Annotated in this window: 18 protein-coding genes; 7 read left to right on the forward strand and 11 right to left on the reverse strand. The window is 48.1% G+C overall.

The features are described from left to right. Positions 1-54: 54 nt before the first annotated feature. Positions 55-621: a PadR family transcriptional regulator gene (locus H6F52_RS19985; protein ID WP_190536530.1), complete on the reverse strand. Its 567-nt coding sequence runs from the start codon at positions 619-621 to the stop codon at positions 55-57. Between the two features lie 228 nt (positions 622-849). On the opposite strand from H6F52_RS19985, the gene H6F52_RS19990 reads away from it, so the two are divergent. Both H6F52_RS19990 and H6F52_RS19995 read left to right on the forward strand, forming a co-directional pair. After that, complete coding sequence (locus H6F52_RS19990; RefSeq protein ID WP_190429053.1) at positions 850-2,235, forward strand: efflux RND transporter periplasmic adaptor subunit; 1,386 nt, start codon at positions 850-852, stop codon at positions 2,233-2,235. 109 nt (positions 2,236-2,344) lie between these two features. Further along, positions 2,345-5,536 carry an efflux RND transporter permease subunit gene (locus H6F52_RS19995; protein ID WP_190536531.1) on the forward strand — a complete coding sequence of 1,064 codons (3,192 nt, stop codon included), beginning with the start codon at positions 2,345-2,347 and terminating at the stop codon, positions 5,534-5,536. A 154-nt stretch (positions 5,537-5,690) separates the two neighbouring features. Here the strand turns inward: H6F52_RS19995 and H6F52_RS20000 are convergent, their stop codons facing one another. From H6F52_RS20000 to H6F52_RS20010, 3 genes are all read right to left on the reverse strand, one after another. Further along, the gene (locus tag H6F52_RS20000; protein ID WP_190536532.1) at positions 5,691-7,520 is read right to left on the reverse strand and encodes a ribonuclease J; all 1,830 of its coding nucleotides are present in this window, start codon (positions 7,518-7,520) and stop codon (positions 5,691-5,693) included. A 204-nt stretch (positions 7,521-7,724) separates the two neighbouring features. Continuing rightward, on the reverse strand, positions 7,725-8,609 hold the full coding sequence (dapA, locus tag H6F52_RS20005) for a 4-hydroxy-tetrahydrodipicolinate synthase (RefSeq protein WP_190536533.1): 885 nt from the start codon (positions 8,607-8,609) through the stop codon (positions 7,725-7,727). Between the two features lie 106 nt (positions 8,610-8,715). Then, the gene (locus H6F52_RS20010) at positions 8,716-9,759 is read right to left on the reverse strand and encodes an aspartate-semialdehyde dehydrogenase (RefSeq protein ID WP_190414675.1); all 1,044 of its coding nucleotides are present in this window, start codon (positions 9,757-9,759) and stop codon (positions 8,716-8,718) included. A gap of 448 nt (positions 9,760-10,207) precedes the next feature. On the opposite strand from H6F52_RS20010, the gene tig reads away from it, so the two are divergent. From tig to H6F52_RS20030, 4 genes are all read left to right on the forward strand, one after another. Next, positions 10,208-11,662 (forward strand): trigger factor, encoded by a 1,455-nt coding sequence (tig, locus tag H6F52_RS20015; RefSeq protein WP_190414674.1) that lies wholly within the window; start codon positions 10,208-10,210, stop codon positions 11,660-11,662. A 157-nt stretch (positions 11,663-11,819) separates the two neighbouring features. Next, positions 11,820-12,512 (forward strand): ATP-dependent Clp endopeptidase proteolytic subunit ClpP, encoded by a 693-nt coding sequence (gene clpP / locus H6F52_RS20020; protein ID WP_190528165.1) that lies wholly within the window; start codon positions 11,820-11,822, stop codon positions 12,510-12,512. 9 nt (positions 12,513-12,521) lie between these two features. Then, positions 12,522-13,862 carry an ATP-dependent protease ATP-binding subunit ClpX gene (clpX, locus tag H6F52_RS20025; protein WP_190414672.1) on the forward strand — a complete coding sequence of 447 codons (1,341 nt, stop codon included), beginning with the start codon at positions 12,522-12,524 and terminating at the stop codon, positions 13,860-13,862. A 114-nt stretch (positions 13,863-13,976) separates the two neighbouring features. Next, positions 13,977-14,894, forward strand: a complete 918-nt coding sequence (locus tag H6F52_RS20030; protein WP_190536534.1) for an alpha/beta hydrolase — start codon at positions 13,977-13,979, stop codon at positions 14,892-14,894. A gap of 73 nt (positions 14,895-14,967) precedes the next feature. On the opposite strand, the gene H6F52_RS20035 is transcribed toward H6F52_RS20030, so the two are convergent. The 3 genes from H6F52_RS20035 to H6F52_RS20045 form a co-directional block, all read right to left on the reverse strand. After that, positions 14,968-15,210 (reverse strand): glutathione binding-like protein, encoded by a 243-nt coding sequence (locus tag H6F52_RS20035; RefSeq protein WP_339380768.1) that lies wholly within the window; start codon positions 15,208-15,210, stop codon positions 14,968-14,970. Positions 15,211-15,537: 327 nt separating this feature from the next. Then, positions 15,538-16,152, reverse strand: a complete 615-nt coding sequence (locus H6F52_RS20040) for a hypothetical protein (RefSeq protein WP_190536535.1) — start codon at positions 16,150-16,152, stop codon at positions 15,538-15,540. A gap of 34 nt (positions 16,153-16,186) precedes the next feature. Continuing rightward, positions 16,187-17,542 (reverse strand): glycoside hydrolase family 10 protein, encoded by a 1,356-nt coding sequence (locus H6F52_RS20045; protein ID WP_347276235.1) that lies wholly within the window; start codon positions 17,540-17,542, stop codon positions 16,187-16,189. A 277-nt stretch (positions 17,543-17,819) separates the two neighbouring features. Between H6F52_RS20045 and H6F52_RS20050 the strand changes: the two genes are divergently transcribed. Continuing rightward, a complete protein-coding gene (locus H6F52_RS20050; protein ID WP_190536536.1) occupies positions 17,820-18,317 on the forward strand; it encodes a pentapeptide repeat-containing protein in 498 nt (165 codons plus the stop codon). A gap of 122 nt (positions 18,318-18,439) precedes the next feature. Here the strand turns inward: H6F52_RS20050 and ftsY are convergent, their stop codons facing one another. From ftsY to H6F52_RS20070, 4 genes are all read right to left on the reverse strand, one after another. Beyond that, a complete protein-coding gene (ftsY, locus tag H6F52_RS20055) occupies positions 18,440-20,338 on the reverse strand; it encodes a signal recognition particle-docking protein FtsY (protein ID WP_190536537.1) in 1,899 nt (632 codons plus the stop codon). Between the two features lie 63 nt (positions 20,339-20,401). Continuing rightward, the gene (gene nusB / locus H6F52_RS20060; protein ID WP_190536538.1) at positions 20,402-21,040 is read right to left on the reverse strand and encodes a transcription antitermination factor NusB; all 639 of its coding nucleotides are present in this window, start codon (positions 21,038-21,040) and stop codon (positions 20,402-20,404) included. A 161-nt stretch (positions 21,041-21,201) separates the two neighbouring features. Beyond that, positions 21,202-21,924: a DUF502 domain-containing protein gene (locus H6F52_RS20065; protein ID WP_190414695.1), complete on the reverse strand. Its 723-nt coding sequence runs from the start codon at positions 21,922-21,924 to the stop codon at positions 21,202-21,204. Between the two features lie 305 nt (positions 21,925-22,229). Beyond that, a complete protein-coding gene (locus H6F52_RS20070) occupies positions 22,230-23,129 on the reverse strand; it encodes a glycosyltransferase family 2 protein (RefSeq protein ID WP_190536539.1) in 900 nt (299 codons plus the stop codon). Positions 23,130-23,221 lie beyond the last annotated feature (92 nt).

The following is a 23,221-nucleotide window of genomic DNA, read 5'->3' on the forward strand; positions in this document are numbered from 1 at the left end:
TGTATTTCCCTTGACATGGCTTTGCCATTATTTGATTGCAGTATTCGATGTCTCTCAAGTGGCGATGATTTCCGCCTCTACCTGGCTTTGCCCCGAACTTCCCAGAGGGGGTTCGCTTCGTTCAGATGCCAGTCGTTCGTTCAACCATTCGATTTCGCTTTGAATCACTGCTTTACATCTGTGCCAAACTTCTGCCTGGTAAGGTTCTGCTGGCAGCGATTCTCTTTCTTGGCTTTCCAGGCGCAGCCGACAAACCATCAAGCGATGCTCCAGCAACTTAATCCGTTTGGCAGGTTCTAAGTGACCAAAAAAGAAAAACTTGATCGTGAAGCGAGAGCGAGCATTCACCCAGCTTTCATGGGGATATTCCATCATTTTGTGCATCCATCGCTCGCGCCCTCGATCCGTAATGCTGTAAATCTTGCGGATCGAACCCGCTTCTCCTTCCTCCTCTACCAGCACTGATATTGCACCCCGTTCTTCCAGGCGCTTCAAGAGCGGATAAATAGCTCCATAGTTGACGCTGATACAACCACTCATGAACAGCTCTAGTTGCTGTTTTAGGCGGTAGCCATGTAGCGGTTCGCGTTGTAGTAGACCTAAAGTAGCTAATTCCAGCATTTATATCAATCTGATACAATTAATAGTTGCATTTGATTTTAATATATGTAGATGTTATCTGCTGTCTCTCTTTCGCAATCATCCGGCTGAGGTGGGGTGGCGATGAGCGCAAGCCGATTAAGAAAACTATATAAGCCAATCGCGACGTTGTTAAAAGTCGTTTAAGTACCGCTTTGTAAGCGTAGAGCGCTTTGCTATCAAACTTAAGTAAAAGGAGAGGAAACGACAATGCCCGATCCTGATTCCCCGTCTCCAGTTCCAATTGACGCAGAACCGTCTGCGATCGCAGACGATCGTCAGGCTCTAGAAAACGATGAGTCTGCGTATCAACCAAGGAAAAGACAGCGTTGGTCTGTGGCGCTGGGAATTATCCTTTTAATTGTCGGTGCAGGTTTTGGTTGGCGGTGGTGGCATAGCCGTGCTAATGATGCACCGAATGCGACTGCGGCGGCGGCGGGTCAACCTCAAGGAGTTCCTGTCAAGCTATCAACGATAGAGACAGCGACAATTCAGGAAAGTTCCGAGTTTGTCGGTGCTTTAGAAGCGCAACGTTCAGTGGTATTAAAGCCTGAAATTGACGGACGAGTCAGTCAGATTTTTGTTGCTGAAGGCGATCGCGTTCCGGCTGGGAAGCCCTTAGTCCAACTCAGCCGCGAAAAGAGACAAGCAGAATTAGCTGGCGTCCTCCAGGCTGTTAACGCCGCCCGCGCCACCCGTGCCAATGCCGCCTCGCAAATTAAAGCCTTAGAAGCAGAACGGGCTTCTCGTGTCGCTGAAGTGGAACTACAACAGGAAAACCTCCGCCGCACTTCCACCCTCGTACAGCAAGGCGCGTTGCCCAGAGCGCAACTAGACCAAGTTACCCGCGATATCCGCGCCGCCCAAGCCGCCTTAAATGCTAGCAACCAAGGCATTCAGGCAGCTCAAGCCAGCCTTTCCGAAGCGCAAGCAGGGGTACGGCAAGCTGAAGCCAACGCCAATCTTTCCAATGAAGAACTGAAAGATGCCACAATTATCGCCCCCATTGCTGGCGTTGTCGGACTTATCCCAGTCAAGTTAGGGGACTACGTTAAGAGTGGCGATACGATTGCCACGGTTACTCAAAACCAAGCGCTAGACCTGCGGTTATCTATCCCGCTAGAACGAGGGCCAGATTTACGCTTGGGGCAGAGAGTTGAAGGGAAGGATTCTCAAGGAAAGGTGCTAGGTACAGGTCAAATTAGCTTCATTTCGCCTAGAGTAACGAGCAATTCTCAAAGCATCCAAGCAAAAGCTAGCTTTGACAATTCACAAGGACAACTGCGGGATGGACAATTTATCAAAGCCAATCTGATTTGGCAAGAACGGCCGGGAGTTTTAATCCCAACTAGCGCTATTTCTCGCTTGGGTGGAGCAACTTTTGTTTTTGTGGCGCAAACACAACAACCTCAACCAGGACAACCAGAACAATCAGGACAACCCAAACTTGTGGCTAAGCAAAAGCCCGTGAAATTGGGTCAGATCCAGAAAAATAACTATCAAGTGCTAGAAGGATTAGAACCAGGAGAAAAAGTTATCATCTCAGGCCTTCAGAATTTGTCGGATGGCGCTCCCATTCTTCCTGAGTCTAAGTAATCAGTAATGGGTAATAGGTAATGGGTAGGATAATGGAGAATCTTCTCCACAAATCTCTAATATCCAATACTTAATACCCACTAATTACCAATTACCAATTACCAACAATATGTTTGCCGATTTCTTCATTAAGCGACCAGTCTTTGCTACAGTCTGCGCCATAGTTATTTTGCTAGTGGGAGGAATTAGTATTCCCACTCTACCTATCGCCCAGTTTCCAGAAATTAGCCCGACTCAAATCAACGTTACGGCTAACTACAGCGGAGCTAGTGCTGAAGTCGTAGAAAACGCTGTGACCAACATTTTAGAAAGGCAAATTAATGGAGTCGAGGGATTAAAATATCTGAGTTCGAGCAGCAGTAACGATGGCACCAGTACAATTACAGCTACCTTTGACTCATCCCGGAACAAAGATATCGCCGCAGTCGATATTCAAAATAGAGTTTCCGTCGCCCAACCGCAGCTACCACAAGCCGTACAACAAACTGGGGTCACGGTAACAAAACAGTCCAGCAACATCCTCTTAGCAATTGGTTTGTACGCCGAAAATAAAGAGTACGACAACATATTTTTAAGCAATTACGCAGACCTCTATTTAACAGATTCTCTGAAAAGATTAAAGGGCGTTGGTGACGTGCAAATTTTCGGTGAACGCCGATATTCTATGCGTTTATGGCTAGACCCGAATCGGCTTGCTAGTCGTAGTTTAACGGCTCAAGATGTAGTCAACGCACTCCAAGAACAGAACTTACAAGTCGGTGCTGGGCGAATCGGTCAGGAACCTGCTCCAGAAGGGCAAATGTATCAAATTGACCTGCGTGCAGTCAGCCGGCTGACAGAAGCTTCTGAATTTGAGGAAATTGTCTTAAAAACGGATACTGACGGCACGCTTGTCAAACTTAAGGATGTGGGGAGAGCAGAATTAGGAGCGGAAAATTACAGCTCTTTTCTGCGATTTCGAGGCAATGATGCTGTAGGTTTGGGTATTTTTCAGCTTCCCGGTAGTAATGCTTTGGATGTTGCCAGAGCAGTGAAAGCAGAAATGGCAAAACTGGCTACCCGCTTTCCGCCTGGTTTGCAATATCGGGTGGCGTTTGACACAACTTTGTATGTTGAACAATCGCTCAAAGAAGTAGTTAAAACACTATTTGAAGCGATTGTTTTGGTCGTCTTAGTTATCTTTGTTTTTTTGCAAGATTGGCGAACAACTTTGATTCCAGCAGTGACAATTCCCATTTCCTTGATAGGAACTTTTGCTTTTATCAAGGTATTCGGGTTTTCGATTAATAGCTTGTCTCTGTTTGGTATTACATTAGCTACTGGCTTGGTGGTTGATGATGCGATCGTTGTAGTTGAGGATATCGATCGCTTGATCCAGCAAAAGGGGATGACTCCTCGTGCAGCTGCAAGTGAAGCGATGCGGGAACTTTTTAGCGCCTTAATTGCAACTTCACTGGTGCTAATGGCGGTGTTTGTTCCAGTTGCATTTTTTCCCGGAACAACGGGAGCGCTGTACAAGCAATTTGCCTTAACAATTGCTTTTTCAGTTGCTATTTCTACCTTTATTGCTATTACATTGACTCCATCTCTTTCAGCTTTGTTATTGCGTCAGGGACAAAAGCCTGGAGGATGGCTTGGCTGGATTTTTGACCGAATTAATGGAGCGATCGACTGGACGCGGCGAGGATACAAGCGATCGCTTAACTTCCTGACACGCTTTCGAGGCTTCGTCGTCGGGTTGTTTATCGTTTCTTTGGGAATAACTGCTTGGCTTTATCTGAGCGTACCTACAGCGTTTCTTCCCGAAGAAGATCAGGGTTATTTCATCACGCTTGTCCAAGGGCCAGAAGGCGTTTCCCTGCAATATACAGGCGAAGTTATGGACAAGGTAGAAAAAGAAATTCTTAAAAACCCTGAAGTAGTCGGAACTTTCGTAGTAGGTGGCTTTAGTTTTAGCGGTAATACTTCTAACAATGGGATTATATTTACTACTCTCAAACCTTGGGAAGAACGCCATAAAAAAGAGCAGTCAGTGCAAGCGATTATTGGCAGTTTATTTGGTACGCTATCAGGTATCACCGAAGCAAGAGTCTTCCCCGTTAATCCTCCATCAATTCAAGGTTTGGGCAGTTTTGGCGGCTTCCAATATCAGTTGCAAGACCAACGCGGTAATAGTCCCTTAGAGTCTTTGGTTCAGTCAATGGGTCAACTATTAGGTCGTGCTAACCAGACACCTGGATTGCAACAAGTATTTAGCACTTTTGCTGCAAATACGCCACAGCTACTAATCGAAGTTGACCGCAACAAAGCTAAGGCGTTGCAAGTTTCGGTAGACGATATTTTTAATACACTGCAAACATTCTTGGGTTCGCAATATGTAAATGATTTCAATTTACAGCAAAGAAATTATCGGGTGTACGTGCAAGCAGACAAACAGTTTCGCTCTAACCCGGAAAATATTGGTAATCTGTACGTCCGCTCCCAACAAAATCAGATGATTCCTTTGAGCAATTTGGTAAAAGTTACTCCAACGACTGGAGCGCAAACTATTAATCACTACAATCTATATCGCTCCATTGAAATCACTGGTTCTGCTGCTCCTGGCTATAGCTCAGGACAAGCAATTAAGACAATGGAGCAGGTATCCAAAGAGGTTTTACCAGCTGGCTTAGGTTATGAATGGTCGGGGACTTCACTAGAAGAAATTGAGTCTGGCGGTCAAGCACCAATAATTTTTGGTTTGGGACTTATTTTTGTGTTCTTGGTGCTGGCTGCTCAGTATGAAAATTATGTTGACCCCTTCATTATTCTGCTTTCAGTTCCGCTGGCAATTTTAGGGGCATTGTTAGCTCAATCGATGCGCGGGTTGTCTAATGATGTTTATTGCCAAATTGGTCTAGTAATGTTGATTGGTTTGGCGAGTAAAAATGCAATTTTAATTGTGGAATTTGCCAACCAACTCCGAGAAAGCGGGATGTCAGCAACCAAGGCGGTGGTTGAAGCTTCCCAAGAGCGTTTGCGACCAATTCTGATGACTACTTTCGCCTTTGTCTTGGGTATTGCTCCTCTGGTAAATCCCGAAGGAGCAGGAGCCGCCAGCCGACGTTCTCTAGGAACTGCGATCGCAGGCGGTACCATTGTCTCCACTGTCTTAAGTTTATTCATTGTGCCAGTTCTGTATATCGTAATTGTGACGGCACGCGATCGCTTAAAAGGTGGTGGGAAAAAACCCGGTGGAAAGTCTAAACTGACTAAAAAACCAGAACCGAGTCGAGAAGCTGATATTTTGCACCATCACTAAGCGCACAAATTCAAACTGGCGATCCAGAAAGGATCGCCAGTTCTGAGGGAATTTTATTCCCAACTCCAATTTTGCACTGTTATCTGTTCTAGCGTTAGGGAAGCTTTGCGCGCTCGCCCTACATTAACGATCCTCAAGCTCCCTATCTGCCTGATTAGGATGCGACCTTCGCAGTCGAACGGCGGCGGCGTCTTCCCGCAGCCTTCGCAGGTGGCTCTTCTTCCGGAGTTTGCAGTAAGAAGACGAGCAACGGGCGAGAAGACTGGAATTCGCGGCGGATCAATCGCTGGAGGGCAGACTCCATTTGAGTTTGCAGCCCTATCCAGTCAACTTCTAAAAGTTCATCATCCAAGGTGCGGGCGAATTCTGACCAGCGATCGCCCAAAAGAGATTCTAGGGTTTCGCGGACAATTCCCTGTAGGCGATCGCGTTCCATTGATGTCACAACACCGCGCAGGTGAACTTCTGGCTTAGCACTCAGTTTGCCTTCCCAGTTCACTGCCGCTGCAATCGTGACAATTCCATCCTCAGCCAACTGCTGCCGTTCCTTCAGCACATTGGCTTTCACCACGCCAGAATTATCTACCAGCTCAATGCCAGAAGGAACTTTACCTTTGACGCGGATGCCATCTTCAGACACCTCCACGACATCCCCATTGTCAATAATCACCATATTTTCCGCAGGGATGCTCATGCTCTGGGCAGTCTTGGAGTGCTGAATCAACATCCGATGCTCGCCGTGAACTGGCAAGAAGAATTTCGGACGAGTCAAAGCAATCATCAGCTTTTGGTCTTCCTGACAGCCGTGACCGGAAACGTGAATCCCCTTATCACGACCATAGATGACATTCGCACCTTGCATCATCAGCTTATCAATGGTGTTAACCACTGCAACGGTATTTCCCGGAATCGGGTTCGCCGAGAAGATCACCGTATCGCCCTTACGGACTTTAATTTGCCGGTGTTCGCCGTTGGCAATCCGCGTCATTGCTGACATTGGCTCGCCCTGCGAACCTGTAGTTAGAACGAGCACTTTGTCTTCAGGCAGCTGATGAATCGACTGCAAAGGTTGGAAGAGATTGTCCGAACACTTGATATAACCTAAATTGCGTGCTTGGGCAATCACATTCAGCATCGAACGACCCACAACGGATACTACCCGTCCGTGTTTTTGGGCGATTTCCAAAACCATATTGATCCGGTGGACGGACGAAGCGAAAGTCGTCAATAGCACTCGTCCCTTTGCTTGACTGATAAAGCGCTCAAGATTGGGATAAACTGAGCGCTCAGAAGGGGTGAACCCTGGTACTTCCGAGTTTGTAGAGTCGCTAATCAGGCATAAAACGCCTTTTTCGCCGTATTCAGCCAGCCTCTGTAAATCAAAAAACTCGCCATCTACAGGTGTGTGGTCAATCTTAAAGTCACCCGTATGGATGACGACGCCAGCTGGAGTATGGATAGCGACGGTGAAGCTATCCGCTATGGAGTGAGTGTTGCGAATAAATTCGACGAAGAAGGAAGCGCCAATTCGCACCATGTCGCGGGGTCCTACCCGTTTGAGCGTGGTGCGGTTTAAAACGCCTGCTTCTTCTAACTTGCCTTCTAGCAACGCCATTGCAAGGCGGGGACCATAGATGACTGGAATATCAAATTGTTTGAGGTGATATGCAATTCCCCCAATGTGGTCTTCATGACCGTGGGTGACGATCATGCCCTTAATCTTGTGGCGATTTTCTCGCAGATAAGTCATATCGGGCAGGACGATATTGACGCCGTGCATGGAATCGCTAGGGAAAGCCAATCCAGCATCTAATAGAACAATTTCGTCGTTGTATTCAAAAACACAAGTATTCTTTCCAATTTCATGCAGCCCGCCCAGGGGAATCACTTTCAGGGCGGGTGCGGATGATTCGTTCTTATTTAGGATGGGTGCGGATGATTCGTTCTTATTCAGGATGGGTGCAGATACTTCGTTCTTAGTCATTTGTTTCCTTCTATTAAGTCAATCAATGTCAATCAATACAAAATCGTTGAAAATTTGCATAAGATAGGGCAGCTTTGGCACGTAAAAAGCCCCAAGTAAAAAGAGAAGGTTGTGTCTTTGATCTTTTTACTTTGTCTTTTTTTGCCGTTTGCCTTTCTACTCTTGCCTTTGTGGATGTATTCAGTTTTTCAAAAAACCGTCGCCTTACATCAAAGCCATCTGAGTCATTACAGCCTCTACCATTTGCCTATCTGACTCTGAGAGATGGCAGAGTGGTGGACGAGTGGCACCTACATTCCAACCTTGCAGTTGTAGAGCCGCTTTGACGGGAATAGGATTGGTTGAACAAAACAAAACTTTAAATAAGGGAAAAAGTTTCAGGTGAATCTCGGTTGCTACCAGAGGTTGACCGTTTTCAAAGGCTTGGATCATCTGTTGGAGCTGAGTCCCTACCAGATGGCTGGCAACGCTAATAACTCCCGCAGCCCCAATGGCTAATAAAGGCAGCGTCAGGGAATCATCCCCAGCGTATATCTGAAACTCTGCGGGGGTAGTGCGTCGAATTTGACTCGCTTGGTCTAAGTTGCCACTGGCCTCCTTGATTGCCACAATATTCGGAATCTCTGCTAAACGAGTCACGGTTTCTGGCTGGAGATTCTGTCCGGTGCGACCGGGTATGTTGTAGAGGATCAGGGGCAGGTCTGGGCAGGATTGGGCGACGCGGAGGAAGTGCTGATACAACCCTTCTTGCGGGGGCTTGTTGTAGTAGGGAACAACTTGTAAAGATCCATCTAATCCTAGTTTAGCGGCTTTTTCGGTGGCTGCGATCGCTTCTTTGGTTGAATTTGACCCCGTACCTGCGATTACCTTCGCTTTGCCAGCTACCGCCCGCTGCACTACCTGAAATAACTCGTATTCCTCATCCCAAGTTAGCGTCGGAGATTCCCCCGTCGTGCCGCATACTACTAAGGCATCGCTGCCATTTTGAGCCAAATGAGCCGCCAGTTGCTCTGCAACAGCGTAATTCACACTGCCATCTTCTTTAAACGGCGTCACCATTGCGGTGAGAACGCGCCCAAAATTTACCACACTCTTTGAACTCCTCCCTGTTTTCGTGATTAGTTTTGTGATGGGTTGTTTGTTGGTAGGGGTACACAACGACTGTGCCCCCTACTGTTGTAAATCGCTTAAAAAACTATTTAGAAAAAGCTGGGGTTGTTGGTTTCAGTAGATGCCGTTCTACCAATAATTCGGCAATCTGGATGGCATTAAGAGCCGCTCCCTTGCGAATTTGGTCTCCACTCAGCCACAGTTCTAACCCACAAGGATGAGAAATATCTTGCCGAATCCGACCCACTAACACTTCATCCCGACCGCTGGCTTCAATGGGCATCGGGAAATAATTGGTCTGCCAGTTTTCGACCAACTTAACGCCAGGAGCATTCGCTAACACTTCCTTTGCCTTTGCTACCGGGAAGGGTTGTTCAAATTCTAGGTTAATCGCTTCTGAATGGGCGCGGAGTACTGGAACCCGCACGCAGGTTGCTGTCACTCGCAGATCGGGCGCACCGAAAATCTTGCGCGTCTCGTTAAGCATTTTCAGCTCTTCCTCACAATAACCCAGATCGGTCATCGGGGAATTATGGGGAAACAAATTAAACGCTAAGGTGTAGGGAAAAATGCCTGGTTTCGGGTCTTCTCCCCGTAAAATTGCTGAAGTGTGGGTTTTTACTTCTTCCATTGCCCTCGCCCCCGCACCGCTTGCCGATTGGTACGTAGCGGCAACAATGCGTTTGACTGGCTGCACTTGATGCAGGGGCCAAACCGCCACTGCCAACAAAATCGTCGTGCAGTTGGGATTGGCAATGATTCCTTGATGAGTTGCTGCTGCTTCTGGATTTACCTCTGGAACCACGAGAGGCACCCCAGGATCGAGTCGAAAGGCGCTGGAGTTATCAATCACCACTGCCCCAGCGTCTACTGCTTTCGATGCCCAAGCTTTAGAAGTAGACCCACCGGCAGAAGCTAGCACGACATCCACATTATCAAACGAGCGATCGCCTACTGCTTCTACAGGCAAATCTTCGCCTAAAAATTGCAAAGTTCGACCGGCGGAACGGGGAGAAGCCAAGAGTTTCAACTCAGCAACCGGAAAGTTACGGGATTCTAGGAGTTCTAGCAACTCCGTACCCACCGCACCCGTTGCTCCCAGAATGGCAACGCGATAGGAATCAGACAAAGATGGTTCCTCCTCTTGAATACATAGTAGGTGTCAAAAGCTTTAATGAGAGTGAGCCAAAACAGTTAAATATTTTTTTTCGTGAAATTTGAGCTTGTACGGGAAGACGCTTTTTATGGACTGTTGCTTGTTATATAACGAATATCTCTAAAGAAATTTTACACAGCTTAGCACCGACTTTGTCGAAGTTTCCAGTCCCGAACAAGCTAAATTGAATTCGCAACAGAGCGATGGCTTAGTCAATGTACTATCATCAAATATGTCAACGAGAGGGATAGGTAAGGTTTTATTTACCAAAGCTCCAACTGTTGCAAAACTAGGATATCACGGGGTTGAGACAGAAATTGTATCCATTTGGCTTGAACCGACCGTCCGAAAACGTCTGCAATACCCGCCCTCTCGAATTGTTATCAACCTTGTCGCTCTGAGTTTTGAGAGAAGTTAACTGATGAAAGTTACCCAGGAAAAGCTTCCCGCCAGCAAGATTGGCTTGGAAATTGAAATTCCAGCCGATATGTCAAAAAATGCCTACGAGCAGGTGATTCAAAAGCTCGCACGCTCAGCCAATATTCCTGGGTTTCGCAAAGGAAAGGTGCCTCGCCAGATCCTGCTACAGCAACTGGGAACGACCCGAATTAAAGCAACTGCTTTGGAAGAACTGATTCAAGATGGTCTCCAGCAGGCTCTCAAGCAAGAAGCAATTGAGGCGCTTGGTAACTATGAGCTGCGTTCTGACTTCGAGGAATTAGTCAGCCAGTTTAAACCTGGAGAACCTATCACTTTCTTAGCTGCGGTAGATGTCCAACCGCAGGTGCAGCTAAGCGATTACAACAACCTCTCTATCACAGCCGAAGAAGTCCCCTATGACTCCAGTGCGATAGAGAAGTTTTTAGAAGAGCGTCGCGTCGAGCAAGCTACGTTAATTCCAGTGGCAGGTCGTCCGGCACAGATGGGGGATGTTGCGGTAGTCGATTATACCAGCCGCTTTGTCAGCGAACAAGAAGATGAAGCACAGGAAGAAATTAGTGGGGGTCAGGCAGAAGACGCTCAAATAGAGCTGTTAGAAGGGCGGTTCTTGAGGGAATTTATCGATGGGATTGTGGGAATGAATCCCGGAGACAGCAAAGAAGTAGAAGTAAAGTTTCCGGAAGATTATCGCCAAGATTTAGCCGGTCGCACAGCGATGTTTACCATCACGCTCAAAGACCTCAAGGAAAAAGAGTTACCGGCGGTGGATGATGACTTTGCCCAAGAAGTCAGCGAGTTTGAAACCCTGGCTGAATTGCAAGCTGACTTAGAGAAGAAATTCCGAGAGAAGGCCGATCAAGAAATGTCAGCCAATAAAGAGCAAGCGCTTGTCAAGGAACTTTTGAAAAGAGTTGAAATTGACCTGCCGGAAACCCTGATTCAGCGGGAAGTTGAAACCATGCTTCGTCAAACCATCATCCAGATGGGGCAGATGGGGATGGATGTCAAGAAAGTGTTTACTCCCGACATGGTAAAACAAATGGGCGTGCGATCGCGTCCGGAAGCCATCGAGCGGATCAAACAAACTCTGGCACTTGAGGAGATTGCTCAGCGCGAATCCCTCAAAACCGAGCCGCAAGAGGTGACAGACAGAGTCAATGAGCTACTCCAGCAGTTCCCCGATCAAGAGATCGACCTAGAACGGTTGCGTACCATTGTCGAAGGCGATTTGCTCAAAGAAAAAGCGATTAAGTGGCTGGAAGAACACGCCACGATTGAACTGGTTCCCCAAGGCTCTCTCGCACCTGAGGAGACGGAGGAACAGGCTGAAACAAACACTCCAGAAGCAATAGAAGCGGCACAAGCGGAAGATTCGGAAGTAGAAGCAACCGCTACTGAATCCGTACTAGAAGCTGAGGTGTCTGAGGTTGAATAAACCTTGTGTCGGGGCAATTTAAAAATTGCCCCAACATCTGCACACGCAGTCCTGAATGGTCAAATACAGCGGATTCGGATATAACGGAAGTATGTGGTGACAAGCCACTCGCCAGTTCACCTGATAGTGCAGCGTTTAAATATAAGTTTCGCTCGTTATGGATTTATCTCTGTCCCGGAATTACGAAATCACAAACCTGAGGAAGAGTAATATTTACTCGCAACTCCCCAGCAACGTCGTCCCTATGGTGGTGGAACAGTCCGGAATGGGGGAACGGGCGTTTGATATCTACTCGCGGCTGTTGCGAGAGCGCATCATTTTCTTGGGGACGCCGGTTGATGATAATGTGGCTGACTCGATTGTGGCTCAGATGCTCTTTTTAGACGCCGAAGATCCAGAAAAAGATATTCAGCTATACATCAACTCCCCCGGTGGCTCAGTGACAGCTGGGATGGCGATCTATGACACGATGCAACAAATACGCCCTGATGTTGCTACCATATGCTATGGTTTAGCAGCCAGTATGGGTGCGTTTTTGCTAGCAGGTGGAGCGCAGGGTAAGCGTATGGCTTTGCCCAGTTCCAGGATTATGATTCACCAGCCCCTGGGAGGCGCTCAGGGACAAGCGGTTGATATAGAAATTCAAGCAAGAGAAATTCTCTATCATAAGCAAAAGCTGAACGAGCTACTAGCTCAAAATACTGGTCAGCCGTTTGATAAAATTTCGGCAGATACCGAACGCGACTTCTTCATGTCATCTGCTGAAGCAAAAGATTACGGTTTGATCGATCAGGTCATCTCCAGACAGAACCTTCCCCACTCGGAAGCAACTGTTACTTCACTCAGGTAAGAGGCAAGTATGTCTAAGTACGACTCCCATCTAAAATGCTCATTTTGCGGCAAGTCCCAAGAACAGGTACGCAAGTTAATTGCAGGGCCGGGAGTCTACATCTGTGATGAATGCGTTGACCTATGTAATGAAATTTTAGATGAGGAGTTGCTGGACTCTGGGGCACCCGCACCCCAACCAGTACCTCGCGCCGAACCTCCCCAGAAGCGTCGAACCCGTTCGGGGAATATTTCTTTAAGTCAAATTCCTAAACCGAGAGAACTGAAAAAGTATCTCGATGAACACGTCATTGGTCAGGATGAAGCCAAAAAAGTGCTTTCTGTAGCGGTCTACAACCATTACAAGCGCCTGAGTTTTATCCAGTCTAAAGGCAGTGGCAAAGGTGGGCAGGAAGATCAAGTAGAGCTGCAAAAATCTAACATTCTTCTGATTGGCCCGACGGGATGCGGAAAAACCCTGCTAGCGCAAACGCTGGCGAGTATTCTGGATGTACCCTTTGCAGTAGCGGATGCTACCACGCTTACAGAAGCGGGGTATGTGGGGGAGGACGTAGAAAATATCCTACTGCGACTGCTACAGGTGGCAGACCTCGACGTTGAGGAAGCCCAGCGGGGGATTATTTACATAGATGAAATTGATAAGATTGCCCGAAAGAGCGAGAACCCCTCAATTACGCGGGATGTTTCCGGTGAGGGCGTTCAGCAAGCTTTGCTGAAAATGTTGGAAGGGACGATTGCTAATGTGCCGCCGCAGGGTGGACGCAAGCATCCCTACCAGGACTGCATCCAGATTGACACCAGCAACATCATGTTTATTTGTGGTGGTGCTTTTGTCGGTCTGGAAAAAGTAGTAGAGCAGAGAACTGGGAAAAAGTCAATAGGCTTTGTCCAAGGTGGCGAAGGGCAACCGCGAGAAAAGCGGACAGCAGATATTGTGCGGAACCTGGAGCCGGACGACTTGGTGAAGTTTGGGATGATCCCAGAGTTTATCGGTCGGGTGCCCGTGGTGGCGGTCGTCGATCCGCTGGATGAAGAGGCGCTAATGGCAATTCTGACAGAGCCTCGGAATGCTTTGGCGAAGCAGTATCAGAAGCTGCTGAAGATGGATAACGTGCAACTGGAGTTCAAGCCGGATGCGCTGCGAGCGATCGCGCAAGAAGCATATCGGCGGAAAACAGGCGCACGGGCACTGCGCGGCATTGTTGAAGAACTGATGCTGGATGTGATGTATGAGTTGCCGTCCCGCAAGGATGTGACTCGCTGCATGATTACGCGGGAAATGGTCGAGAAGCGATCGACTGCCGAACTCATCGTACATCCCTCCTCGATGCCAAAGCCCGAATCTGCCTAAAGCTTGTATTCGCCCTAGGGACAAAAAAGCTGAAAATAATATAGAAACCCGTTTTCTTTCTCGAAGACGGGTTTTTTACATAATAAGCATCACTCAAAACTCAAAAATTTCAACATGGCTCATATTCAAGTTCGCGGCATCGCCCATTATTACGAGTGGATTAAGACACCCAGCGAGGAAGGTAAAAATAAGCCGGTGATGGTCTTCGTACACGGCTGGGGGGGGTCTTCTCGATACTGGGAAAGTCCTGCAAAAGGCCTTTCAGATACGTTTGACTGTTTGCTGTACGATATGCGAGGATTCGGGCGATCGCGTAAACTTTCGCCTGTGGGGAACGGTAGCGCCTTAGCAGAAGAAATCTCGTCTCCACTAGCAGACGAACCTGCGACAGCGGAAGAGTTTACTTACGAAATGGAAGAATACGCAGATGACCTAGCAAGCTTATTAGATGCCTTAGAACTGGAGCGCGTATACATCAATGCTCATTCTATGGGCGCATCTGTCGGCGTCTTTTTTCTAAACAGCTACCCAGAACGAGTATTCAAGGCAATCTTAACCTGTAGCGGCGTTTTTGAATACGACGAAAAATCATTTAAAGCCTTTCATAAATTTGGCGGTTACGTCGTCAAATTCCGTCCCCGTTGGCTGTATCAACTTCCGTTTGTTGACCGAATGTTTATGGCGCGATTCTTGCATCGCCCGCTACCCGGTGCTATCAGTCGTGCTTTCTTAGATGACTTTCTCATGGCAGATTACCAAGCTGCTGTAGGCACCATGATTACCTCAGTTAGCGAAAAAGCTTCTGAAGTGATGCCTAATGAGTTCGTCAAGCTTACCGTTCCAACACTTTTAGTTGCTGGCGAATACGACATTATCATTCCCGCAGCAATGGGGCGACAAGCAGCAGGATTAAGTGAGAAAGTCGAGTATGTTGAGATTCCCGATACCGCTCACTTCCCCATGCTAGAGGCACCGGAAGCTTACCTGAAGGTAGTGCGAGAGTTTCTGGGAACCCCAGCTTTAAATGAATAGAACACGCATTCTGTCTTTTTGGCGATCGCAGGAGATGATTTTGAACAGTTTACCTTTATTTTCAAACTGCATTCTACTGTGCCATTCGCTCTGCCATGCGAGACTTGAACGCTTCCATTAGCTCTGGTGTAGCCTCAGTCGCTTGCCACGTCTCTCGTGCGATTAGGCGATCGCACCAAGCACTCAGCTTTGGATAGTCACTCAAGGATACGCCCCCTCTCGGCAACCAGGGTATTACACTTCCAGCAACAACCTCGGCTAGAGTTAGGTTTGGACTACCAAAGTAAGAGCGATCGCCAGCATGAGAAAACCTCACAGCTTTATGAGTAGGGCTGGCATTGCCAATCTTACACCCTATACTCAATTGAATTGTTATAAAAGTGTCTCAACACTGACGTTTCAATTCAGGAGAGCCAAAATTATTACCTGTGCCAGTTTAAAGAGCGCGTGTGTAGGTTGAAAATTCACAGCAGGTTGTACTTCATTACGTCGCAACCTGCTGTAGTTGCTGATAAAAACTACTTTCTTCCTAGTATTAGATTACCAACATTTAGTAGGCCACTTTTGAGAAACGAAAGAAAGCAAAAAAAGTTAAGTTAAGCGCTTTTAATTATTTAATCTACGGATACAGATTCTAGAAAACTCAGCCAGGTTTAAAGCGCAGCAAGCCAATTAGGGCAACGCCTGTAATGGCAGCGACAACAAGCCATGCCACGGCTAAACCTACTACCTCACTAACGAATAAGCGCGTCGCTTCGCGCAACAGTCCGCCAACAGCCCAACCCATCCCTAGCCCCATTGCCCAGCTGACAGAACTGACCAAGATCCATATCCAGGCCTTTTGCACCTGCTCAAACAGGACAAGCCCTTGCAGCAGCCCCAGCAAAGCGCCTGCCAGTGCTCCATTAAGGATTCCAAAGATCATCCTGGCTTCAAATAGTAACGTTCTGGGTGCCACCCAGCCGATGGCTCCGATACCACTGCCGCCAATGAACCCCCAACTCAATACGCTGGTGAGTACCCACCAACCCGCGATCGCATTTGGCATCCCTTTGCCCACCTCAACTCGTTGTCTGAGAACTAACGCTTGTGCCAAACCAACCGCAACCCCGCCGATTGCACCCTCTACAACGCCAATATCGGGTCTTTCACCCACCTCAATCCACAACAAACTGACTAAAAATCCTACGAGGGTGACAGATACCCACTGGAACCAAAAAATGTAGTAATTGGTAATCGGCGATTGGTCATTGGTCATTGCTAATTGCGGATGGCTAATTGCTAATTGTTCATCACCGATTACCGGATGGCAAAACCTGGGGTCGTGTAGCGCTGGCAGGAAAAAGTGCCCGGAATGCCTCTCGGCGTCGCTTTGGTGGCTCTGGAGACATATAACCCCACAAGCTTTCCCAGTAGAAGAAGGATACCCCACTAAAACCGCGATCGCGCACCGCCTGAACTTGCTGCTGAATCTGCTTCATGTCAACCGGACGACTCACTAAGCCTGATAAGATCCCGACACCCACTGGAATCTGACGACGCGCGATCTGCACAGAGGGTTGCGACAATTCAGCCAAAAAACTTTTTAGGTCATCTCGATACACTTGCAGTACCAACTCCTCCACCAAACCCCGTTGTACCCAAGTCTGCCAATCTTGAAGATAGAATCTGTAAGCAAAAGAGTAGGGGTTAGGAGACAAAGACACCAAGCAGCCAGGTTTGACAGACTTAATAGACTGAAAGAGGCGCTGCATAAAATCAGTAATCTTGTTTGCTCTCCAGCTCATCCACTCAGCATCTTTGGGGTTGGTGGGAGGGCTTTTACCCTGGTGTTCTTGCCGATAAAGCTCGACTGTAAAAGGGTCGTAGCCAAACTCAACCGGCAAGCCAAAGTGATCGTCCATCTGAATGCCAGCTACATCATACTCAGTGACGACTTCAACCATCAGATTTAGGATAAACTGCTGCACTTCTGGATGCAGGGGGTTAAGCCATACGACTTTCCTGGCAAACTGGTTGCGGATAAATTGTTCTACTTTTCGAGAAGCAGGCTGAACATTTGGCTTTGCCGGGTCGCGCAAGCCCTGTTCCAGAATCTCCGGCAAGATATTCTTGGTGCCGTCTTGACGAAGTGAGATCCAGTCTGGGTGGCGCTTCGCCAGTTCTGAACTCGCAGGAGCCATAAACCCATACTCAAACCAAGGAATCACTCGAATTTGCTGTCGATTTCCCTGCTTGATTATCTCAGCGAGGACATCTCGCCCCAGCCCCAGAAGCTCTAACCCTTGGTCTTGAGGGCGACCCGTCTTCCGTCTTGCCACAGTGCTGGGGTAAAAAGTGTGTCCCCGATTCCAGACTACAGGGTAGACGGTATTGAAATGTAGTTGAGATAACTGGTGCATCGCCCGGTTGACTCCCCAGGGCATAAATAGCACGGAACTAGCAACATTGGTCAACCAAACGCCCCGCAATTCAGTGGAAGCTACAGAAGGCGGGGAGTTGGTTCTAAACTGGGGAGAATAAATGGAGAACGCGATCGCTAGCCCCAAACAGAGCAAAGAAATGAACCAAGTATGAATCCCCTTCCTTTTTCGGCGGCGCGACCTCCTTAAACCATTGGGCTTTGAACTTGCATAATTTCTAACCACGAAAAATACCTGCTAGATTGCTTCGGTCAATCCAACATCCAAAATGGCATAAGTTGAGTCCACCTCAGCTGAAATTTTTGTTCAAAAATTTGAAATTGAACCGCAACGCTGCCATTTGCTGAGTAAATCCGAATTTAAAATGCCTGATCGGGAACTCTAATATCCAATCACCTAGCATTGAGCCAGTCATGGCATGATTAATCTAATTGTCGCGAACTTGACTGTTCTCGAAACATCCTTGTAGTTTTTCAAGCGGCTCGTGAAAAATCGATCTAGTATGAAGCATTTTCTCCGACTAACAGCATTGGTTTTAGCACTCGTGCTTATCTGTTTTTCCCCTTCAGCACTCGCCGCTAGCTCTTCTTCCATTTCCCGTTCAGCTAGTCAAGGGGAACTTACGGGTAAGGATTTCTCCGGTCAAAACTTACAAGCAATTGAGTTTTCCAATGCCAACCTGGAAAATATTAACTTTAGCAATGCCGACTTACGGGGTGTGGTGTTTAATGGTTCAGTGTTGAGCAAGGCGAATCTACATGGAGCAGACTTTACCAATGGAATCGCCTATTTAGCTGACTTCACAAATGCAGATTTAACTGATGCAGTGTTTGAAGACGCGATGATGTTGCGATCGCGCTTTAACGATGCGGACATCACAGGTGCCGACTTTTCTAATGCGATTTTAGATGGTGTCCAAGTAAAAAAACTGTGTGCCAGAGCAACAGGTGTTAATTCAAAGACGAAAGTGGTAACTCGCGAATCTTTAGGCTGTCGGTAAAAGGCGGTTTATCTGGATATTCGGGGCTGTCGGTTTTCATGCCCAAAGTTGCTGACATATCAAAAACCCGTTTTCTTCGAGAAAACGGGTTTTTTAAGCTAAAAAATTAGGTTAGCAGACTATCAGCCACTCAGCAGGGCTTCTACAAATTCGTAGCTAGAAAAGGGACGTAAATCTTCTATACCTTCCCCTGCACCGATGAAGCGGATGGGCAAGCCAAGCTGTTGCACTACCGCTAGAGCCACGCCTCCCTTTGCCGTTCCATCTAGTTTTGTCAAGACGACGCCGCTGAGTTTTGCGGCTTCTGAGAAGACTTGTGCTTGACGTAAGCCATTTTGACCGAGGGTAGCATCAAGCACCAAGAGGGCTTCTACTTGGGCGTCGGGAGCTTTTTTATCGACAATACGGCGGATTTTGCTCAGTTCGTCCATCAGATTTTTCTTGTTCTGGAGACGCCCTGCGGTGTCGATGAGGAGTAATTCTGTACCCCGTGCCTGGGCTGCCGCGATCGCGTCAAACACAACAGCAGCCGGATCGGTATTCTGCCCTGGGTTGGCGATCACCTCAACGCCACTGCGCTGTCCCCAAATCTTGACCTGTTCTACAGCAGCGGCACGGAAGGTATCGGCAGCGCCAATTAAGCAGTTATAGCCGGATTTTTGGGCTAAATGGGAAATTTTGCCAATCGTAGTTGTTTTACCTGCACCATTCACCCCAGTCATCAGCCAGATATTCAGGGTGTCTTTTGTCGGGACAAAGGTGGGGCTGTAGGATTCCTGAATGGGTTGGTCGAGTAAGTCGCGCAAGATTTGCTTGAGGTAGGCGATCGCTTGTTCTGGCGGTAACACCTCATCTCGCAGCCTCTTTTGGAGCGTATTGATGATAGAGTCTGTCGCCTCAACGCCAGCATCTGCCTGCAACAGCAGCGCCTCAATCTCCATCACCGCGTCTTGATTCAACGGCCCTTGACCGACAATTGCCTTCAGTCGGTTGATCAAGCTGCGACGAGTTTTATCCAAGCCTTGCCGCAGCCGCTTCAGCCAAGTAATTTCTTCAATTGAAACATCCTCCACCCGACGCCCTTGAGCTGCCAGCACTTGCGCTGACCACATGAAGCCCTCATCGAAGGTAAGTCCGGGTATCGATCCAGTCTCCACGGTTGCCGCTGCTGGCTGCACGGGTGCCCTGACAGGTTCTGGTTCTTGCGTCTCTATCGCCGTTGCCTTGAGGCGTTCTAGCCGCGCCTGTCGGTCTTCCCTTGCCCAGAAAGGCACCGGGGCAGTGGCAGTCTCATCTGTCTGAGATTCAGTCGCTGCTGGCTCTGGTGACGCCTCTGAGGGTACGGCTTCTAAATTAATCCCGGTTTCGGCGATCGCTGTCTCGACCTCTGGTTCCGCTGATTCTAATTCTGGGGGGGCGGCTTCTTCTGGGGGGGTGGCTTCTAAATTAATCCCGGTTTCGGCGATCGCTGTCTCGACTTCTGGCTCCCCAGACTCATCTGTCGTCGGTGCTTCTGCCTCAACTACGGGTTCAAGCGTTTGAGTCGGTTCTGCTTCTGTTTGTTGGACTGTTTCTACCGGGGATGCTTCTGCCAGTGTCGGAGTTTCAGAAGTTTCCGCTGCCTCAGCTTCAACCGTCGTTGTTGCAGGTGCCTCAACTGATTGAGCCGTTTCAGCCTCCACGCTGACTTCTGCCGTTTCTACTTCTGCCGTTTCTGCAACAGTCTCTAATTTGCTGGGTTTCGCTGCCGAAGTGGCGGGTGACTCAGCCACCGCTGGAGCCGTTTCTCCCTGGGATTGTTGCTGTTTTTGCTGAATATTTTTGTAGGCTGCCTTAGCGTAGCTGAGCAGGTCTTCAGCAACCTGCTGTGACTGAGCCTCTGTTGTTGATTCTGACGTTTGGGTTTCGGCTTCCGGTTGTAGAGACGCAATATCTGGCGTCTCTACATCGGTTTTTTCCCGTTCAACTTGGGAATCACTTGTTTTATCGCTAAACTGACGACGGAACCAATTAAAAACCATTGCACCTACAAAACTCAGCAGCAATTAAGGAGCTATTACTGCTACTAACTATAGAGAACTTTTCTAGGTCGTGGGCGATTGAGCCTTAAGCTGGTCAGTGACTCGGCGCAGGACGCCTTGAATAAACCGATGCCCTTCTTCATCACTGTACCGTTTAGCTAACTCTATCGCTTCATTGACGGCAACTCTGTCTGGCACGCCAATATACATAATTTCTACCACTGCCACCCGCAAGATATCCCGGTCAATCCGAGGCAGGCGGTTTAACTGCCAATTCACCATTGCTTCGTCGAGCTGTTGATCGATTTCTTTCCGCTTGGCGTTTACTTTGGTAATAATTTCTAAGGCGTAGGCGCGAACCTCCTGCTGGTTTGACAGTTGAATAAATTCTGGCAGTTCTAGAGCAGTTCCCACGCGGTTGATAGCTGCCTGAGTTAGCTCAATGGCTTCGTTTATCATCACCTTTGCACTCTGAACATCCGAGGCGCGGGTTTCGCTACTAAGCAAGCGCTCGCTGGAGCGTTGAACTTCTGCTGCGGCAACCTCTAAAGTCTCTTGAACTTCAGAGCTGAGGGCGCGAATGGCAGCAGTGACTAAGCTGGACATTTGCTGGGTCGCCAGTCCTTCTACAGTCCCACTGAGCTGGCTAAGGCTGAGGAGAGCTAATTCACGGGCAATTCGGCGGGGTTGGCGGTTTTGCATGACAAATTCTAATGGGTAATCGGGAATGAGTAATCGGTAATCGGTCGTTGGTCAAAAGCTCATTTGTCATTGGTCATTAGCCAGTAGCAACAAACCAAGGACTAAGGACTAAGAACTACTAACAATTACCGATTGCCCATTACTCATTCCCTCGTGATTTTTTAATCTTCCTCTGTGGGTAAAACCTGCCATCTCCCTTCAGAAACTAAGGGTTCTAGTTGGCGATCGCTACCAGTCGGAACCGGCACTAAGGGTAAGGGATTGGGACTGACAATTCCTCCCGAAACCACGACCTTGAAGGCATCTTCAATCGACATGGAGAGATTCAGCACTTCTTCTTCCGGGACAACCGCATACCAGCCAGTGGTTGGGTTGGGCGTGGTTGGAATGAAAACGCTGAGCATGGGACGAGTCATCTGACATTGAATTTCGCTGCTCATCACACCTGTAACAAAAGCGATCGCCCAGACTCCTCGACGAGGATACTCTACCAAAACAACGCGGCGAAACTTGCCGTTTGTATCCCTTAGAATCGTTTCTAGTAATTGTTTGAGCGTTTTATAAACCGATCCGGCTAATGGAATCGCTTGCAACAGTCGCTCCCCAAAATCTAGAAGCCACCGTCCGGCAATATTGCGTGCCATTAAGCCAATCAGCATAATACACAGCAATGGAACTGCCAGTCCCACCAGCAGATTTAGGACATTCACCAGGATGGGATGCAGGCCATCGAAGGGATTTACCTGCTTTGGAATGCGGGTCAAAAAGTTGATCACCCAGCTGGCAATTGTAATTGTCAGCCAGATTGTGGTAGCCAAAGGAATGACAACCAGGAGACCTGCAATCAGGTCATTCTTTAAGTCCTGCTTGAAGCGTTGGATCACAGATTGCCCAATCTCCTTACAACTGGCGGTGCTTTCTTTATATCGGGATACCAATCTCACTCGGTGAGTGTTGGCTGAAAAAGTTCGTCAATCAACCCCAGAAGACACGCCTGCAAAATTGGAACCGGGCATTCTCTAAAAGATTGCTGCTCCTTCATGCATGACTTACCTGCCGCAACAGCGTAGGTTTGATTCTGGAATTGTTTCTTTTCTATCTTTATTTGTAAGACTTGTGAAGAATTGTTGCAACTCCCCAGGGATCTAGTATCACACTTTACACTTTAGCATTTACAAGTCCGTTACCTTTATCGAGGAGAGGAACTGACTGTCGTCGCATCCACATTCGTATCGTCTGGAGGAATTGGCTGACTTGGGTCATCCAGCGGGGACTGGGGAAGATGCTTAAGCTCCCAGACCTTGAGTAAGATGAGATATTCATAGAATGCCTGCAAAGTACACCAGGCAAATCCTCCTCGCCCGTCCAGAAAGCCACCCAGAAAGAAATACATATATACGAAGCGCACGAGCGGACGGAAGGGCAGCCTTAAAGACAAATCTTTGAGGGCGCGGCGTTTTTCTACTTCCGAACGACCCAAGAATAATTCTCGCCAGTTGACACTTCCTTTGTCTAACTGACGCAGGGTTTCAACGGCTTCGTCTGTAGAATAGCGGTTGTGCTTGTCGATCCAGCGACTCAATCCCTTACTACAGGTGTAGTGGGGATAGGTTTCTTTCAAGAAGCTGGTAGCTCCTTCGCAAACTTCCCGTTCGGTATGACCGTAGTCGCTAAACCAGACTTTGCCCGGTTTTAACAGACGCATCTGGTAGCGGGGATATTGGGTGCTGCGGCGAATCCAACTGCCCATGAACATGACGCGCTCTGCTGCATAGTAGCCGACATATTCAGTCGTTTTAATTGCTTCCAGGCATTCCTGAAACAGCTCTTTTGTCATCCGCTCATCAGCTTCTAGGATATAAATCCATTCGTGTTTGGCGGGGACTTCTTGAAGCATCCAGGTTCTCTGTCGTCCGTGACTTTCAAACCGATGCTTCACCACCCGCACATCGTAGTGACTGGCGATTTCGAGGGTGCGATCGCTACTGTACGAATCCACCACAATCACATCATCCGATAACATTGCCGACTCAATACAAGCGGCAATATCAATTTCTTCGTTATAGGTCAGGATGTAAATTGAAAACATGCGATGCCGTTCGTGAGAGGAAATAACCAATCCCTGCTTTAGGATGCACTTCAGAAAGGGAAATCCCAATCGCGTTGGGTTCCTTGGGGCGT

This window comes from Coleofasciculus sp. FACHB-542 (genome assembly GCF_014695825.1).
Lineage (GTDB): Bacteria > Cyanobacteriota > Cyanobacteriia > Cyanobacteriales > FACHB-T130 > FACHB-T130.

What these genes read in the sequence shown, in the direction of transcription:
- H6F52_RS20070 (WP_190536539.1), bottom strand. Translation starts at nt 23,129, where the DNA reads ATGTTTTCAATTTACATCCTGACCTATAACGAAGAAATTGATATTGCC.
- nusB (WP_190536538.1), bottom strand. Translation starts at nt 21,040, where the DNA reads ATGCAAAACCGCCAACCCCGCCGAATTGCCCGTGAATTAGCTCTCCTC.
- H6F52_RS20050 (WP_190536536.1), top strand. Translation starts at nt 17,820, where the DNA reads ATGAAGCATTTTCTCCGACTAACAGCATTGGTTTTAGCACTCGTGCTT.
- H6F52_RS19985 (WP_190536530.1), bottom strand. Translation starts at nt 621, where the DNA reads ATGCTGGAATTAGCTACTTTAGGTCTACTACAACGCGAACCGCTACAT.
- tig (WP_190414674.1), top strand. Translation starts at nt 10,208, where the DNA reads ATGAAAGTTACCCAGGAAAAGCTTCCCGCCAGCAAGATTGGCTTGGAA.
- H6F52_RS20040 (WP_190536535.1), bottom strand. Translation starts at nt 16,152, where the DNA reads ATGACCAATGACCAATCGCCGATTACCAATTACTACATTTTTTGGTTC.
- H6F52_RS20030 (WP_190536534.1), top strand. Translation starts at nt 13,977, where the DNA reads ATGGCTCATATTCAAGTTCGCGGCATCGCCCATTATTACGAGTGGATT.
- ftsY (WP_190536537.1), bottom strand. Translation starts at nt 20,338, where the DNA reads ATGGTTTTTAATTGGTTCCGTCGTCAGTTTAGCGATAAAACAAGTGAT.
- H6F52_RS19990 (WP_190429053.1), top strand. Translation starts at nt 850, where the DNA reads ATGCCCGATCCTGATTCCCCGTCTCCAGTTCCAATTGACGCAGAACCG.
- H6F52_RS20000 (WP_190536532.1), bottom strand. Translation starts at nt 7,520, where the DNA reads ATGACTAAGAACGAAGTATCTGCACCCATCCTGAATAAGAACGAATCA.
- clpP (WP_190528165.1), top strand. Translation starts at nt 11,820, where the DNA reads ATGGATTTATCTCTGTCCCGGAATTACGAAATCACAAACCTGAGGAAG.
- clpX (WP_190414672.1), top strand. Translation starts at nt 12,522, where the DNA reads ATGTCTAAGTACGACTCCCATCTAAAATGCTCATTTTGCGGCAAGTCC.
- H6F52_RS19995 (WP_190536531.1), top strand. Translation starts at nt 2,345, where the DNA reads ATGTTTGCCGATTTCTTCATTAAGCGACCAGTCTTTGCTACAGTCTGC.